The sequence below is a fragment of the Erysipelotrichaceae bacterium 66202529 genome (assembly GCA_017161075.1).
Classification (GTDB): Bacteria; Bacillota_I; Bacilli_A; order Erysipelotrichales; family Erysipelotrichaceae; genus Clostridium_AQ.
Genome location: CP046174.1, coordinates 3,311,401 through 3,329,233 on the forward strand (window position 1 = coordinate 3,311,401; position 17,833 = coordinate 3,329,233).

General features: G+C 41.3%; 15 protein-coding genes. All 15 read right to left on the reverse strand.

Annotated features, from left to right (window positions below):
- Nucleotides 1-88: 88 nt before the first annotated feature.
- The 15 genes from GKZ87_15625 to GKZ87_15695 all read right to left on the reverse strand — a co-directional run bounded on the left by GKZ87_15625 (nt 89) and on the right by GKZ87_15695 (nt 17,830).
- Nucleotides 89-286, reverse strand: coding sequence for a hypothetical protein (locus tag GKZ87_15625; protein ID QSI26810.1), 198 nt, complete (start codon nt 284-286; stop codon nt 89-91).
- Nucleotides 280-1,263: a dipeptide ABC transporter ATP-binding protein gene (locus GKZ87_15630; GenBank protein ID QSI26811.1), complete on the reverse strand. Its 984-nt coding sequence runs from the start codon at nt 1,261-1,263 to the stop codon at nt 280-282. Before GKZ87_15630 ends, GKZ87_15625 begins: the two co-directional genes overlap by 7 nt.
- Nucleotides 1,264-1,265: 2 nt before the next feature.
- On the reverse strand, nt 1,266-2,264 hold the full coding sequence (locus GKZ87_15635; GenBank protein QSI26812.1) for an ATP-binding cassette domain-containing protein: 999 nt from the start codon (nt 2,262-2,264) through the stop codon (nt 1,266-1,268).
- A gap of 12 nt (nt 2,265-2,276) precedes the next feature.
- Nucleotides 2,277-3,194, reverse strand: coding sequence for an ABC transporter permease subunit (locus GKZ87_15640; protein ID QSI27989.1), 918 nt, complete (start codon nt 3,192-3,194; stop codon nt 2,277-2,279).
- An 11-nt stretch (nt 3,195-3,205) separates the two neighbouring features.
- A complete protein-coding gene (locus tag GKZ87_15645; protein ID QSI26813.1) occupies nt 3,206-4,186 on the reverse strand; it encodes an ABC transporter permease subunit in 981 nt (326 codons plus the stop codon).
- Nucleotides 4,187-4,271: 85 nt separating this feature from the next.
- Nucleotides 4,272-5,969, reverse strand: coding sequence for an ABC transporter substrate-binding protein (locus tag GKZ87_15650; GenBank protein ID QSI26814.1), 1,698 nt, complete (start codon nt 5,967-5,969; stop codon nt 4,272-4,274).
- 294 nt (nt 5,970-6,263) lie between these two features.
- Nucleotides 6,264-7,469 (reverse strand): diphosphate--fructose-6-phosphate 1-phosphotransferase, encoded by a 1,206-nt coding sequence (locus tag GKZ87_15655; GenBank protein QSI26815.1) that lies wholly within the window; start codon nt 7,467-7,469, stop codon nt 6,264-6,266.
- Between the two features lie 72 nt (nt 7,470-7,541).
- The gene (locus GKZ87_15660) at nt 7,542-7,892 is read right to left on the reverse strand and encodes a hypothetical protein (GenBank protein ID QSI26816.1); all 351 of its coding nucleotides are present in this window, start codon (nt 7,890-7,892) and stop codon (nt 7,542-7,544) included.
- A 60-nt stretch (nt 7,893-7,952) separates the two neighbouring features.
- Entirely contained in the window at nt 7,953-9,371 is a 1,419-nt protein-coding gene (locus tag GKZ87_15665) for a spore germination protein (GenBank protein ID QSI26817.1), read from the reverse strand.
- A 69-nt stretch (nt 9,372-9,440) separates the two neighbouring features.
- Nucleotides 9,441-10,616, reverse strand: coding sequence for a hypothetical protein (locus GKZ87_15670; protein QSI26818.1), 1,176 nt, complete (start codon nt 10,614-10,616; stop codon nt 9,441-9,443).
- A 4-nt stretch (nt 10,617-10,620) separates the two neighbouring features.
- Nucleotides 10,621-11,538, reverse strand: coding sequence for a WYL domain-containing protein (locus GKZ87_15675; protein ID QSI26819.1), 918 nt, complete (start codon nt 11,536-11,538; stop codon nt 10,621-10,623).
- Nucleotides 11,539-11,596: 58 nt separating this feature from the next.
- Complete coding sequence (locus tag GKZ87_15680; protein QSI26820.1) at nt 11,597-12,517, reverse strand: cell division protein FtsZ; 921 nt, start codon at nt 12,515-12,517, stop codon at nt 11,597-11,599.
- Nucleotides 12,518-13,630: 1,113 nt separating this feature from the next.
- Nucleotides 13,631-14,629: an NADPH dehydrogenase gene (locus GKZ87_15685; protein QSI26821.1), complete on the reverse strand. Its 999-nt coding sequence runs from the start codon at nt 14,627-14,629 to the stop codon at nt 13,631-13,633.
- Between the two features lie 16 nt (nt 14,630-14,645).
- Complete coding sequence (locus tag GKZ87_15690; protein ID QSI27990.1) at nt 14,646-16,505, reverse strand: ATP-binding cassette domain-containing protein; 1,860 nt, start codon at nt 16,503-16,505, stop codon at nt 14,646-14,648.
- 32 nt (nt 16,506-16,537) lie between these two features.
- Nucleotides 16,538-17,830, reverse strand: coding sequence for a hypothetical protein (locus GKZ87_15695; GenBank protein QSI26822.1), 1,293 nt, complete (start codon nt 17,828-17,830; stop codon nt 16,538-16,540).
- Between the last annotated feature and the right edge of the window lie 3 nt (nt 17,831-17,833).

Consider the following 17,833-nt stretch of genomic DNA (forward strand, 5'->3'; position numbering starts at 1 on the left):
CCGATGCAGCCGTCATACCGTTTGTATCTGCAAGTAGCAATAAAAAAAGCATATATGCATAATAGGAATACATACATGCTTTATTATATCAATGAAAATACAAAGTGAATAGCCAGATAAAAACACCCAGAACTGCGCAGAAAAGCAGAATTACCGGTACGAATACCGTGAATGCCGCCATAACAAGAGCGAGGAAATCACCTTTTTCCAGATTTGCTTCCTTCCCCTCCCGTACTTCTTTCTTTCTCAACAGCTCTCTGAATTTTGGTCTGTTAAACACTAGAATTCACCACCGAAGTGGCAGAGAACGACATGACCCGGTCTGATTTCTTTTGCGGCCGGCTCCTGCGTTTTACAGATATCCTTTGCATATGGACAACGAGGGTGGAATTTACATCCGCTAGGTACGTTGACATTGCTTGGAATCTCTCCATGAATGGCTTCCATACTGGAACGCTGTGTCGGATCCGGTTTCGGAATGGCAGCCATCAGCGCCTTGGTATACGGGTGCTGCGGATTTTCATAGATTTCATCTTTATCCGCAAGCTCAACCAGAGAACCAAGATACATAACACCAACACGGTTACTGATGTGTTTTACAACACTCAGGTCGTGAGAAATAAAGATGTAGGAAATTTTACGTTCCTCCTGCATATCCATCATCAGGTTGATAATCTGCGACTGAATGGATACATCCAGTGCTGAAACAGGCTCATCACAAATGATAAAGCTTGGATCAAGAACCAAAGAACGGGCAATACCAATACGCTGGCGCTGTCCACCGGAGAACTGATGCGGATAGCGGTAACAGTAATAAGGAGGAAGTCCACACTTTTCCATCAGATTAAGAACATATTGTTTAAGATCTTCACCCTTTTTAAAATATCCATGTGCAACCAGAGGTTCACTCAGAATATTATAAACATTCATACGAGGATTTAGGGAGCTATATGGATCTTGGAAAATAATCTGCATATCCTCACGCAGCTTCCGCATTTCCTTACGGCTTTTTTTAAGGATATCTTCACCATTGAAGTGAACTTCGCCGCTTGTTGGCTCATGCAGACGTAAGATAGCACGTCCTAATGTGGATTTACCACAACCTGATTCACCAACGAGACCGAGCGTTTCACCTTCATAGAGCTTAAAAGAAACACCATCAACCGCTTTAACATATTTTTTATTTTTATCGAGCTTTCCTTTTCCAAGAGGGAAATATTTTTTCAGATCTTTGACTTCAAGAATTACTTTTTTATCTTCCATAACTATTCCTCCCCTTTCGTTTCATCAAACAGGAAACAGCTGACATGATGTTTGGATCCAACCTTTACATCGTGTGGCTGAGATTCCTTACATTTTGGCATTGCATTCGGACAGCGGTCAGCAAAATAACAACCTTTTGGTAAATTGATAGGATTTGGTACATTTCCTTCAATCGTACTCAGACGTTTGCTTCCACTATTTAAAGACGGCATACTGCTCATCAGACCAACAGTATACGGATGCTTTGGATTTTTGAAGATTTCAAATACTGGTGCGCTTTCTACCACTTTTCCTGCATACATGACATTTACATGATCTGCCATCTGTGCAACGACTCCAAGGTCATGGGTAATCAGCATGATGGATGTTCCTGTTTTTTCTTTCAGATCATTCATCAGCTTCAGAATCTGCGCCTGAATCGTTACATCCAGAGCAGTGGTCGGTTCATCCGCAATCAACAGCTTTGGATTACATGCAAGTGCCATGGCAATCATGACACGCTGACGCATACCACCGGATAACTGGTGAGGATAATTATCAACGACCTTTTCCGGGCGGGAAATTCCAACCATATCCAGCAGCTTGACAGCACGCTCGTGTGCTTCTTCTTTTTTTACATCCTCATGCAGCAGGATATTCTCCATAATCTGATTTCCTACAGTAAATACCGGATTCAGTGAAGTCATCGGTTCCTGGAAAATCATAGAGATATCATTTCCACGAATCTTACGTATTTCATCATCCTTTAAGGTTGCCAGATTTTTATCACCATACATGATTTTGCTGTCTTCACCAATTTTACCAGGCTCATCAACAAGACCAAGAATACTCATGGCAGTAACGCTCTTTCCGCAACCGGATTCACCAACGATAGCCAGTGTTTCATTTTCATACATTTTGAAGTTGTTCCCATCGACCGCTTTGGAAACTCCCTTTTTTGTATAGAAGTAAACCTTCAGATTTTCCACATCTAATATTTTCTTATTCTTTACTTGTTCCATACTCACCAGCTCCTATCGTATATCTTTCGGGTCAAAGGCATCACGTAATCCTTCTCCGATCAGGTTGATGGAGATAACGGTCAGCAAACACATGACACCAGCAGGCAGCCAGTCCCACGGATACGTCTGGAAAACCGTTGAGTTTTGAGCCTGATACATAAGATTCCCCCAGGATGGAGTAGGTTCAGCAACTCCCATACCCAAGAAGGACAGACCTGCCTCTGTCAGTATTGCACTAGCCATTGACAATGTCGCATTAACAATAATCATGGATAATACATTCGGAATCAGATGTTTGAATATCTTAGAGAAATCATTCAGACCAAGTGCTTCACAAGCCTGCATAAATTCCTGTTCTCGTAAAGATAATATCTGCCCACGCACCAAACGGGCAAGTCCCGGCCATGATAGAACACCAATCAGCAGAGATACGACATACATTTTAATGTTGGAAGGAGTCCACAGCATATTGTATGCCAATGCCAGAATCATTGGTGTAAATGGCAAAGAGTATACAATTTCTGCAAAACGCATTAACAGATTATCGACCCAGCCACCATAGTATCCGGCAACGCCACCAATCACACAACCAAGGAAAACCGTAATCAATGCAGCTATAATACCAACCATGATAGAAATACGTCCTCCCAGGAATAAGCGGAAGAATACATCACGTCCTTGCTGGTCAGTTCCAAGCCAATGCGTACTATTTGGCGCAATATTTTTTAAATCAAAACTATAATCATCCACATCCACTCCACTAATGATAGGAACGAATATAACTGCCAGAACAATCAACACAAAGATGATTAGACCGGCCATAGCAATTTTATTTTGTCTAAACTTATTCCAAGCAATCTGCCAAGGGCCCATTGTATCGCTTTTGTCCAGTTTAATTGTTTTATTTTCTTTTACATTTTCATTTGCCATTCCAATCACCTCTATTCTACTTTGACACGCGGATCAACCACGGAGTACAGGATATCTGAAAGCAGGTTCCCCAAAACCATCAGAATAGCTGAAAACATCAGACATGCTGTAATAATACTTTGATCCTGTGAGTTAATTGCCTCAATCAGTATTTTACCTAGACCAGGCCATAAAAATACGGTTTCCAGAATCATGGCACCGCTGAACAGGGACGGAATATATAAGCCCAGAAGGGTAACCAGTGGAATCAGTGCATTTTTAAAGGCATGGCGATAAATAACCGTCTTTTCTTTCAATCCCTTAGCACGAGCTGTACGTACATAGTCCTGATTGATAACATCAATCATAGAGCTTCGCACATATCGGGAGAATGTCGCAAAGTTACCAAACGCAAGTACTATGGTTGGCAGCAGCATATGCAATGCGACATCACTGATTTCCTGGAAGATGTTATCATAACCAAACATTGCCAAATTCGGGGTTCGCATACCATTTACAGGTATAAACCCTGAAGGCAACGCCACGAAGAAAATCAGAATTAAAGCGAAAAAGAATGTAGGAACAGAGACTCCAAGTAAGGAAAACACTGTCCAGAAGTTATCAAATTTTGAGAATTTTTTTGTTGCCTGCCGGATTCCAATTGGAATGGACAATCCCACTCCAATGATAAGAGAAACCAGGTTCAGCAGGAACGTATTCCAAACATAGTCACCAATGATATCAGACACTGGTGCCTTATACTTCATGGATTGACCCAGATCACCTCTTACCATGTTTGAAATCCAGATAACGTACTGTTCAGGTATGGATTTATCCAATCCCAACTGCTCACGTATCTGCTGTTTCTGTGCCGGTGTTGCGCGTGTACCGACTCCCAGATATGCATCAACCGGATCTCCTGGCATACTTTTTACAGTACCGAAAATCACAATGGAGATTATAAAGATTACGGGAATCAGATTTAACAAACGTTTTGCTATATACTTCAGCATGAGATCACCTCCGAAATAAAAAACATAAATAAGAGCAAGTATTCCTTGCTCTTATTTGAAACACTTTCGTTTATAGCCAGTACTACTATTCGACCGTAACGTCTTTCAGACCCTTCGTCCAAGGATACAGAGCGCTCGTCTTCAGATTTTTAATTTTCGTGTTATAAATATCGAAGTAAGTGTTTCCGTATACAGGGATTACTGCAGCGTCTTCATTGATACGTTTCTGAGCGTCAACCCATTTATTGATAGCCTTAGTTTCATCCATTTCCTGGATAGCTTCGTCCATCAGCTTATCAAGAGTAGTATCTTTCAGACGGGAATAGTTATCGTTATTCTCTTTTGCATATGCAGAATTGAATGTTGTGTAAATGTCAGACATAGAATCTGAAGTATAAGAAGTAGCCATGAAGAACAGGTTCCATTCACTCAGAGACTTGTCAGCATATACTTTGCTCAGCAATGTATTGAAGTCAACTGTAGCAACCTTAACATCAGCTTTCAGTTCAGAACCCCAAGCCTTTTTCCACATAGGAATCAGATTGCTCAGAATATCGTGATCCTTGATGGACAGGATTTTAATTTCCAGCTTCTGACCGTCTTTTTCACGGAATCCGCTAGAACCAACTTTCCATCCTGCATCATCCAGAAGCTTCTTCGCTTTTTCAATGTCATAGGAATAGTTATCTAATCCGTCAACCTTTTCCGTACCATCAATAACCTTACCTAATTTAGAAATAGGGTTATTATAAGTAGTAGGAACATAACCGATACTTACACCATCCAGATCTTTACAATCCTTGCACTCATAGTAAGAATCTACAAATGCCTGACGATCGAATGCATATGTCAGTGCCTGGCGTACTGCTACATCACTTGTTGCACCATTAGCAGTGTTGTACATAATGTAACCCATTCCACCACGCAGATAGTGGTTCATAGCCAGATCTTTATTTGTAGAAGCAGGCCCGATTTTCTTAGGCTCGATCTGTCCTAACAGCATATCAACGTTACCAGACTTCAGCTCCTGATATTCTGTCTCCATTTTTGTAGGCTTGATGACAATGTTATTTACGCCTTCAAAACCATCACCCCAGTAGTTTTCATTCTTGGTGAAAGAAGCACCTGAACCGGATTCCCATTTTTTCAGCACATACGGTCCTGTACCAATTGGAGTACCCATTGCTTTTTCAAGAGGCTTCGTGTTCTTGTAAGCGTAATCATCCTTGAACTGATTTGAAGAAATGATACCGATACTCATCAGAGTCAGCAGATTGTCATTTCTAGCTTCTGTAAATTCAAATTTGATTGTATAATCATCAATCACCTGGATACCTGGGAATTCAGGCTCCTTTTTGTTTTTCTTGTTACGATAGTTGTCGGATCCCTTAACATACTGTGTTGTCTGTCCATAACGTCCAGTATAACTAGGATCAGTTACAACCTTGTAAGTGAATTCTACGTCTTTTGCTGTAAATGGAGAATCGTCTGAGAATTTAACTCCCTTTCTCAAATGGAAGGTGATACTTTTTCCATCTTTGGCAACATCCGTTTTTTCAGCCAATGCAGGCTGCAGATTGCCGTCATAATCATATTCCATCAGTTTATTGTAAACAAGGTCTACTACATATCCATCATATGCAGAAGAATAATAAACTGGTGAAAAGGTTCCTGTCAGTTCCTCACATCCAACTACGACTGTGTCTTCTTTTTTGGATGAACCGCAGGCTGTCAGTGAAAGCGCACATGCTGCTGCGGCCATCACTTTTAATAGCTTTTTCATCTAATTCCCTCCTATCATTCCTGATAATGACCTTATTATATCGTAATTCACATAGAATTACAATATTTTAACTCTCACTTTCACACGAAAATGTCATTTTTGTTTACATTTTCATGAAAGAAAACCATCATTTTTATGAAAGCAAATGCATCAGGTTGCTGTGAATCACTTTATTTTCAGACAAAATGATAAATTTGTGCATTATTTATGGACACCCTTTCGCACTTCTATCACAGTACAAAAAAAGGATGGTCTCAATCTGAGAACACATCCTCCTTGATGTTTATTTACCGACTATCTCTTATTAAAAGGAACGATTGTCTTAGGAATACCGTTTTCCATGATCAGTGTAGGTTCACCCTGAATCAGTGGTGTGATATAGTCATAGAATTCCTGAGTCAGACCCTGGTAATCTGGCAGAATCCATTCAACCGGTACATGCTTTACATGGTTTGCGAAATTTTCAGCTGGTCCGGAGATGAATTTAGCGTTGTATTTTCCATCCACATATTCTCTCTGTACAGCAACTACATGTCCTGTGAACTTACCGTCAGCGCTTCTGCTGTGTGCAGACATACCAAGCTCGAATGCTTCCGTTACGTCAACCAGTGACTGTGCGAAGTTAGAGCTTCTTGCAGCTGTGCTTAAATCCTGTACCTTTGCACGTGGAGCGATTCCAGCCTCCAGAATCATGTTTTTCAGGTTTTCTCCGGCACCGCCTAATACAGCGTGTCCAAAACCGTCATTTACAGCTTCCCCTGCTGCAATGTATGTACCATCTGCATAGTGAGCACCCTCACTTGTAACGATATAGCATTTTCCTTTTTCATCCATGCATTTCTTAACCTGTGCCAGGAATTTTTCCTTATCGAAATCAACCTCTGGCAGAACGATCAGGTCAACTCTTCCGGTAACAACTGTAGAACCTGCAAGCCATCCTGCATCTCTACCCATAGTTTCCAGAATAAATACTTCCTCACGTGTATATACGTTGTAGTCCAGCCAAGTAGCATTTACAACTGCATTAGCAAATTTAGCTCCTGAAGCGAATCCAGGGCAGTGATCAGTAACCATCAGGTCATTGTCAACTGTCTTTGGAATACCAACAAAACGTTTGTTAATGTTGTTTGCCTTTGCCCACTGGCTCAGTGCATCAACAGTATCCATAGAGTCATTTCCACCGATGTAGAACAGAATTTCAATGTCATGCTTGTCCATAATTTCAACCAGCTTGCGGTAATCTGTTTCATCGTTTCTCTTCAGCTTGTAACGGCAGCTTCCCAGTGCAGAAGACGGAGTCTGACGCAGAAGTCTGTTTTCGTACTCGCTCATGTTTGTAAGATCGTATAAACGGTCTTCCAGAATTCCTTCAATACCATTTAATCCACCATATACGTGGTCATATACAGGGTTCAACTGGTTTGCGCGTACCACACCGGCCAAGGATGCGTTAATAACGGTAGTTGGTCCACCAGACTGTGCAACTAAACAATTTGCCATGTTATAATTCCTCCTATTAACATTTAACATTACGGCATTATTTTAGCACATAATCCACTATTTTTAAAGTTCCTATTTGTTTTTCTTTGTATTATCCTGTCCAAAAATCCCGATAAAATCAAGAATCAGGTCATTCACAAGCAGAATTGCGGAAACCTGCCAGTTTTTAAAGGCTATGATGATGATTCCCACAAGCATGAAGCCCTCAAGAACCAGCAACAGACGGACATCCTTTTTATAGCGTTCATCCCCCCACAGCGGCAGCAACCCCTTCACATCCTGATGCTTTATTATATAGTCATCCATCAGAATCAATACAATCCAGTACAGGACACCGCCATCGCGATAGCTGTACAGCAGAGCCGGCATCAGCAAAAGCTCCATGAAATGCGCCAATAAATTATCCTGTATCGTTTTCTCCATATGCAGATCACATCCTCATGCATATGGTAACATGTTTTTCGGATTATGGAAGAAAATTTTTTAAGAACGGCTGCTGCTTTTTCCACGCAGCTTTTTCCTTGCGAAAATCATTTTAAAGTCATGCGGATTGAACGGAACCAGCGGATAGAAATAGGAGGTTTTGGTAACCGTGCGATTACTTGCCATAATGACCAGCATACAGGCAAGACCAATCCAGAAGCCCCATACTGGCAGGATTGCGACAAACACCAGCAGCATTACTCTCATGAATTTGATCGCATACCCCAGCTCATAGCTTGGCTGTGTAAAGTTTGCCAGTGCTACAAAGGCCATATATAAAATGATTTCCGGTGCCAGCCAGCCGGCATTTACCGCAAAATCGCCAAGGATCAGCGCTCCGATAATACTGAAGGAGCTGTTCAGCGAGCTGGGCGTATTCAGGGATGCCATCTTTAATGCGTCAATACCAAATTCCAATACGAGAAACTGCACGATAATCGGCAGATTCATATTATCCTGAATGAGGACAAATTGCAGCCAGTCGGGTGTGAGTGCAGGATTGCAGTTCAGATAATACCAGAGCGGTGTAACCAGCAGCGTCAAAAAGAAAACCATAATCCGCACAATGCGTAAGTAGCTTCCGGTTATCGGAGGGAGATAGTAGTCCTGTGCCTCCTGTATAAAGTCAAAAAAGCTGGTTGGCAGAATGAGGACGCTGGGAGAGTTGTCAATCATTAAAATGACCTTTCCCTCCAGTATATTGCTGCTGGCAGCATCCGGCCGCTCGGTATAACGCACCTTGGGAAACGGATTGAGCCATTTATGGGGAACCAGTGCCTCTGCAATGCTCTCCTGTGCCATGGTCAGCGCCTCTACATGGATTTCCGACAGCTTTGTGCGGATGTCATCCAGTAAATCTTTATCAGCCAGACCATCCATATAACATAAAACGATATCACTTTTACTCATCGAGCCGACACTGTGATACTCCATTCGCAGATGGGTATCCCGTATTCTTCTGCGAATCAGTGCCGTATTAAAAATCAGGGTTTCCACAAAACCGTCCCGACTGCCGCGCAGCACCTTATCATCCTCCGGCTCCTGCATGCTTCTTGTCGGATAGGTTCTGGCATCAATGACAATGCCTTTCGTATATCCTTCCACAATCAACAGCACACTGCCGCTCAATACAGAGGTAATCATTGCCGCAAAGTCCGGCTGTACATCTACCTCCAGATAAGAAAGCCATGAATCACAAAAGGTCTGCACATCCTGAGTTTCCACGCAGTTCTTTAGATCAGCCTTCAACAGAAATTCCATCATTTTTTCCAGTATTTCATCCTTTGCAAAGCCGTCCACAAAATACAGGTTCATATGAACACCCTGCACCAGCAGCGGCTTTACGACGATATCGAAGTTTAAATCCGTCTGCATCTGTTCCTTTAAACGGGTATTCAGTTTCTCATATTCCTTATTCATTTGCATCACCTGCTGTTAAGATGTGCAGAATGAAAGGAATTATGCGTATTCATTTTATAACCTGCATTATTATTCCTTAGCTTCAGATTCATTTATATGCTTCGCGCGCAAGGTTTCCAAGACACTATCCACATATGTATTCATTGTATTGATTGCATCATGATATTTTTTTGCCTCAAATGCTATATATCCAGCTCTCATCGTATGTCCTATCCTAAAATACTTTGTTTCATATGAAAATTCTTCATCTCCATTATCAGTTTTCATAATGGAAGCATTGATTTCTTCCCTGATTGCTCTGATTTTCTGTCCAAGATCAGGATCAGCAGCCAACAGTGCGTTTTTTTCTTCATATGCCTTCAGCTTCAACACAATACGCAATTCCTTGTTCTCTTCTTCTTCACTATAGGGCGGAATTTCCATTTGCAAATAGATGGATGAAAAGGGCTCCTTATCAAATTTATGCTCATTCCATGTAAGACAGTGAAATCCCCCTCTTGCATTATTTACATAACCGCACCAGCAAAATTTATGATCTTTGATAATATCCAGCTGTGTAAGAAACTCAAAATATTCATAATTCACTGTACTGTTTGTTCCAACCAATTTAAATGAAGCAGAATCATTGAAATTCACCACAGTTATTTTATCATTCAGTTTTTTTATGAAATCATTTAAAATAATGTGTTCTGCTGCATCACCTTCTTGTCTAAGAATCTGTAACAGCATTGTTTGATCAATCACTGTCATGTGTCCATGAAAAAGTTTAGTTTCTTTTAAACTCTCCATAGCCTGTTTTTCAGATTTTATCATATACTCTGATTTTACATACGACAGAAATAAATTATCACAGTTATATTGTTGTTCCTGAAGCAACGCGGAATAGTATTTTGTTAACTGGTTATCATGTTCTCCTGTATTGATTTTATCTTCAATGATCAGATACAGAGTTTGACCCTTGTTTTTCAATGTCACAAAAATATCAATATATCCCTGTTGATCTTTGCTTATAATTTTCTTCTGCCGTTCGATTTTCTCTACGAAATATTCGCAATCACTTTCTTCCTTACCTAGCATATGTTTCAAAAAGCTTTGTGACACTCGAAACAAATCTCCATATTCTTTTTTATCCTGTTGTGTAGAATAACTCAGCAGCCAGCAGAAAAACGCATCCTGTGATAATTCACTTGTAGCATAATCAAACATATTATGTGTCAGAAATTCTCCTTTGTATGTTATTGCCATTTACTTACTCCTCCTTTATTTCTTCTGCAAATTCATCATATTGTTTCAGCCAGTAATTTAAAGCATTGCGGTTCACCTTTACAAATAGATAGGAATACATATGATCAATCTGTTCTATCCGGCATTCTTTCCCAAACCAGTCCACAATTTGATCGACAATGCAGTTTTTAAATTTGATTTTCACATGCTCACTTGCTCCTGCAAACATATACATATGCTCCGTCAGATGCCTTGGATATTCAAATCCATTTCTGCATTCTGGTAATTGTGTAACAGCCTTGCGTGATGCTTCTAGGATCTTTACATTTCGTATTTTATCAATTCTATAATGAGATATATCATCATAGGCATCATAATTTCCTATTAGATAATAATGTGTGTTTGATACCATCATTTCATACGGGTTTACAACATATGGACGCTCTCTGCGTTTGTGCAGTTGTAAATCTAACCCATAGGAATAATAATCAAACGAAACCTTACAGTTTTTTTCAATCGCTTCTTGTATCAGTTCAATGGACAGAAAAAATTCAGGATTATCTCCATGAGAGAGCTGAGAGACAGTATGTACATGGGTAAATCCCCTTTTAACATACGCGCTTTCCTTACCAAGTAATTTTTCAAGCAGCTCTCTGTTTTGCAGCCTGGTCATGGTGGTATCTGCTAAAACACTGTCAATCAGAAAGTGTAGCTCACTTTTTGTGAACTGACGCTCATCCAGATAGTATCCGTTTTTATAGCAAATATCATAGTCCAGCTCCTCCAACTCACGCAAAACATTTCCCAGTGCCTTTCTTGCGATTTCCAGCTGATAATTTTCTTCCAGCAATCGAATGATATCTTTTTGTTGCAGGGGATGAGAAGCATCACTGTATTCCTCCAAAATTTTCAATACACATACAGGAAGCATTTTTTTATTCACATCATCATTCCTTTCATTCTTTCATTATATCACGATTTTGATATAGGCGTAAAAAGCATTATCCCCCAGCTGCTAATACCGTCACAATAAGTTCATCCTGCAGGTTTTCATTAAATGCCATCCCAAAAATAATATCCAATGCTTCTCCTGCCTCATCATGAATACGGTTTATGATTTGTTGTACTTCATCCAGCGTCAGTGCACTGTTTCCACATATATGTACGATTGCATGATGCAATCCCGCTATATCATGTTCCAAAAAACATGCCGACAAAGCCTGTGCGACAGCCTGCTCCCCCTTATATGCACCACGACCATAACCAACACCAATAAAACCATGCTTCTGCTCTGCCATCGTTGTACGGATATCGGCGTAATCCACATTGATATAGACCGGTATGGTAATTAGTTCATATAACGCCTGAATTCCCTGTTGTATCATCCTGTCAGCCATGGAACAGGCACTTTCGATTTCCGTATTTTTTAGCTGTTGGAGAATATATTGATTGGATAAAGTGATACAGGTGTCTGCATTTGTATAAATATCTTCCAGTGCACTCTTCGCTATACACATTCGCTTTTCCTCCTCAAAAGGAAAGGGCAATGTCACAAAGGCAATCGTCAGGGTATGCATTTGCTTTGCAAGCTGTGCAAATACAGGAAGTGCGCCGCTTCCCATGTCACTGCCAAGCCCGCCACATAACAATACCATATCAGCACCTTTCATACGTGCAATGATTTCTTCTTTACAGGATCGTGCAGAACGTTTTCCAAGCTCTGTAGCAGCTTCTGTACCATATCCTTTTATAGGGTTTTGTTCAAGCAAAAGCTTTTGCTTAACAGAAAACTGTTTCAGAGAATGCTGATTGGTGTTCACTGCGATATATTCCACGCCCTGCAGCGGTTGTTGCAGCATATGCCAAATCATAGAATTTCCCCGATCACCGATACCAAAAATTTTCATCGTTATCTGTCTCATTAAACCACCTTTTCTTGTTGCGGGAATCCTGCAACATGATTTTTCAATGCCCTGCAATTTCTTCTGTTTATAAAAATAATATGTTTATTCTGAATATTCAAATCACATATACTTCCATATACCAAGACAGCTTGCTCTGCAGTTAGCCTCATAAAGCAATCCACAAGCACGATAGCTCCACATACAGAAAGTAGTTCATACAATGCCAGAAAGCAGGCATATTGTAGAAGGATGTGAAAGCTACTGCTACAGAATACGATGTCTACCCTCCGATAATTTTCAGTAATACGCACATGCTTTTTACAGATGTCTATTCGATAAGCTTTCTTTAGAAACTGACTGAACAGCTGTGATGCTCTATTATTTAATGCAGTTATGGAAACAGATGCACGACTCTTTCTGCATAGCCTACAATATATATCATAAAACGGCTCTTTCTGAAGAAATACAGGTTCATCCTCATACCAGAAAAAATAGCACAGGTCTGTATTTGTAGATACATTGCTTTCATTCAAAATACGTAAGAGCTGTTTGTAATTTCTGAAGCGCATAGCCCAAATAAGCATATGATGCAGCTTTATGATCTTTACAGCATGTATTTCGATACACAAAGCCTCAACTACCTCAGCACGCATTCTATTTATTCTGTGTTCACACGCTGCATTCATACATACAGGCACCAGTTCTGTTTGCACAACCATGTCATCACCGCCTATATGTATCATACAATACCTCATGTTTCATTTTTGACACATGCTGTTTCTTACGCTGTATGAAAATAAAAAACAGCACGAAGACCAATGATTGGTATTAAGTTTAACTACTTTAATAAATAAGGAAGCTAAGAAATAATAATGCTTCCATATAAATATCAGGATAAAGAATAGGACGAAGTTCAGCATCATTATACAAAAGCCGCTTTACATATTATTTTAATTGTATAACATGAAAACATTTTTATTATACTTTTGACTTATTTTCGAAAAAAATTTAACATTTCCTTACGCTTTCATAATGTGAACAGTAAAAAAGCAGCATCTAAATAACACAAATAGATGTTGCTTTGTTTTTGCTTTCTTAGCTTCACGACATTTGCCCAAAGGCTGCCGTATTCTATTTCCTATGGATTCCCCGATACAGGCACTGACCAATTTCATCCTCATGAAGCATATGCACATGATCCAGCCATTTCAGTAGAAAAAACGGATCACGCAAAAGCTTACGCCCCAGCAGAACATAATCACAGCTTTCTTCCATTAAAAGCTGTTCGATTTCAGCTTCCTTTGTAATCAGCCCGACTCCCATGACAGGCAGTGAGGTCATTGAACGGATTTTTTTAGCATAGGGAATCTGATACATCGGATATGCTTCAATCACGGAGCTGTTCAATCCGCCGCTTGAAACGGAAATTGCGACAGCTCCAGCTTCCTCAATCGCCTGAACGACTGGCTGCATATCATCAACATGCAATCCCTGTGCTTCATATTCCTCAGCAGAAATACGCACAATGACATCCCCTTCAAAGTTGTCACGGCAGCCTTCTGTGATACGACGCAAAAGCAGAGTGCGATCTTCACCATAAGCATCGCTTCGCTGATTCGTTAGCGGTGATAAAAACTGATTGATCAGATATCCATGCGCTGCATGCACCTCTACAAAATCATAGCCAAGCTCTCTCGCCCAGCGGCTTGCAAATTCAAAATTCACAATGATTTCTTCAATGCCTGCTTCATCCAGACCAATCACATCGTCCCTATCCATTGGTCCGTATTTCTGATTTCCGAAGGAATTCTTCATTCCGGCATGATTCAGCTGAATACCGATTTTCACACCGTAAACATGTACACAATCTACAATATCCTTCAATATCTGCCGCTGTCTCGGAGTAAATATCCCCAGACATTCCGCATTGATATACCCATGGGCATTGACCGCAGTCGCCTCCTGTACGATAAAGGCAGGGCGTCCCTTCGCCAGGGTATCATAATGTGCCACATGATGCAGATTCCCCACACCATCCTTCGTTTCCACCATATAGGTGCACATGGCAGGTACTCCGATGCGATTGCTCAGCTCCATATGTCCCAGCTTGTTATGTTCAAAAACCTTCAAATGAATCCCTTCTTTCTTAGCTTTCTACTTTCTCACTGTATTCTTCCCACTTTTGCATCAGATTTTCAATTTCATTGTGAATAAGGTCAATTTTATCATCCAGCTCCTGCATTTTATGATAATCATGATAATATTCCGGTTCAAAGCGCAGCTCCCGAAGGGCTTCCAGCTCTTCTTCCTTTCCGGCAATCTTCTTTTCCAGCTTACTGATTTCCTTACCGTAATTGATATAGCGCTCCGGCTTGCCGGTTTCCTTTTTCTCAGGAGAGCGCTGCTTTTTCTCTACCGGCTGCTCTTTATCCTTATTCATATATTCATGATAGGTCAAAGGGTAATAGAGTGCCTTTCCATCATCAATCACCAGGATTGCTGTTGCCAGCTTACTGATAAAGTAACGGTCATGAGAAACAAACAGCATGGTTCCCTCGTAATCCTTTAGGGACTCCTCCAGTGCTTCCTTACCTATCAGATCCAGATGATTGGTCGGCTCATCCATCAACAGAAAGTTCGGATGTGATAGCATCAGCTTTACAAAGCTCAGGCGAACCTTTTCTCCTCCGGACAGGCAGTCAACAGTTTTAAACACATCATCTCCGGTAAACAGAAAGCAGCCCAGTGCCGTGCGTACCTCCGTACGATTCAAATCCGGAAAATCATTCCAGACCTCCTCCAGAACCGTATTGGCACTGTTGAACTGTGCAAGCTCCTGATCAAAATAACCGATTTCAATCTGATGACCAAGCAGAAAGCTTCCCGCAAGCGGCTCCACCTGATGCATCAGTGTTTTCATAAAGGTTGATTTTCCTTTTCCATTCGGCCCGATGACTGCAATCTTGGCAGACTGCATGACCTCCAGATTCACAGTACATAAAGGCTCATCATAGCCAATGGTCAGATCCTGCACCTCCAGCACCCGTTTTCCACCCTTTACATTGGGGACAAAACGGGCATGGAAGCTTTTTTCATTACTTTTGGGATCGTCTATTCGCTCCATTCGATCCAGGTACTTGATTTTCGACTGTGCAAACGCAGCCTTGTTTTTCTTATAGCGAAACTTTTCAATCAGCTCCTCCATCCGCTGTATTTCCTTCTGTTGGCGGATATAAGCGCTTTTCTGCTGCTCCATATCACTTTTCTTCACTTCCACGTAATTGCTGTAATTTCCCGGATAGCGGCGCATGACACCGTATTCAATTTCATAAACAACATCAACGACATCATCCAGAAACATACGGTCATGCGATACCAGAACCACAGCCTTTGGATAGCGCTTCACATATCCCTCCAGCCATTCAATCGTATCGATATCCAGATGGTTCGTCGGCTCATCCAGCAACAGGATATCCGGCTTACTCAGCAGCAGCTTGACAAATGCCAGACGTGTTTTCTGACCTCCGGAAAAGGAGGAAACCGGACGTTTGAGATCCTCCTCCTGAAATCCGAATTTCGTAAAAATCGTCATAAGCTCACTGCAGTACGTATATCCGCCCATTTCTTCAAAGCGCTGCTGTGCATCCGCATAGGCATTCAGCACATCATCACCATGATCGCTGCGCATTTTTTCAGTAAGCTCCTCCAGACGTCTAGCAAGCGCCTTCACATTCTCAAAGGCACTCTCCATTTCATCCTCAACAAGGGCAGTCTCGTTCACGAAGGTTGTCTGTGCCAGATAGCCGATGCTCAACCGGTTTTCCTTATGGATTTCCCCGCTGTCCAGGGATTCTGACTCCGCAATGATTTTCAGCAGTGTTGTTTTTCCACAGCCGTTGCGTCCGACAATGGCTATTTTTTCAGTATTCCTTATTTCAAATTGTATATTTTCAAATACGGTTGTCGCTCCGTAATATTTGCTTCCCTTATGAATCTGATATTTCATCATCTCCACCTTCTTCTTTTCGATTCGTATTCTTAGTTAGCCGCATTGATACCGCCGGCGAAAGAAGCAGCCGCCTGACGGGCGATCTTCTCTTTGTTTTTCAGCCAGTTTTCCGCATCTTCTTTATTTGTTACATAGGCAAAATCAATTTCAATCCCCTGCATGCCATCCGCATTCACAAAGGACTGATTTTCCTTACGGGCATTTTCACTGCCTTTTCCTGCCATGGTGGCGCGCCCGCCTGCTTCCCGAATGTTAGAATACATGTCATAGCCGCCACTGATCAGCGGACTTGCACCGACCCCAGGATTGTTGGCATCTGTATAGGCACTGCCACTCATACCCAGCTGTTTTTCCAGTCCGTACATAATATGCTTCCCAAGCGTTGGACTGCTATAAGCACTATGCCAGATTTCCACACCGCTCACACTCTCATCCGGATTAGTATTAAAGCGCAGATAAATATAGTAGCGAGCATGCTTTTTATAGCCGTCTGCCAGTCTTCCATCCTCACCATAGGCAGGCTTTGGCTGTTCTTTGGCACTGTTCTTTGCTATTTCCACACGCAAGCCGTGTTTTTCAAGCTCTTCCTTCATCCATACGGCAGCCTGATAGGTTTCCTTATATTCTGTAATACCGTTTCCTTTATTTCCCTCATCCGGTATATAGGTCAAATCAGTATTCATGCCATAAGGATCTAGTAACACATCAATATCTCCAGCCTTTGGTTTTGCTTTTTCCACGGATAAAAACAAATAATTCTGATCCAGCGTTTTATCATAATCCTTCAACAAATCCTTTTGTGCAATCAGCCTCACTTCATTGACACTTCCCTTGCGCTGTACGGTCGTAAACGCCTCGGATGTCAAAGAGCCATCATAAATCACACGCTTTTTCACTAGATTATCAATCACAGTTACCTCATAATATCCCGGAGCCAGATCCTCCAGCGTTATTTTCTGATCGACAGTAGAATCCATCGTCATCGGTATAGTCTCATCGGTACAAAGGTTATGCAGCTCCACTGTTTTACCAGCCAGATCATCCTTGTCGCTTTTGGCATTATAGGTCTGTGTATACAAGCCCAAAGATTCTCCATAAAACACATAATCCTTCACGGTTATCGTATCTGCGGATTTTTTATCTAAAAGCTGTATGGTATCCTCACTGTTTAATCCGCAAACCGTGAATTTTTTTACTTCTTCCTTTTTCTGCGGGAATAGCAGTCCCACGGCTGCATACAAAACAAGAGCTACGAGTATTAGCAGTGGTATGACAATCTTCCAGCGAACCTTATACCTTCTTTGCCGGGGTGCGTAAGCCATAAG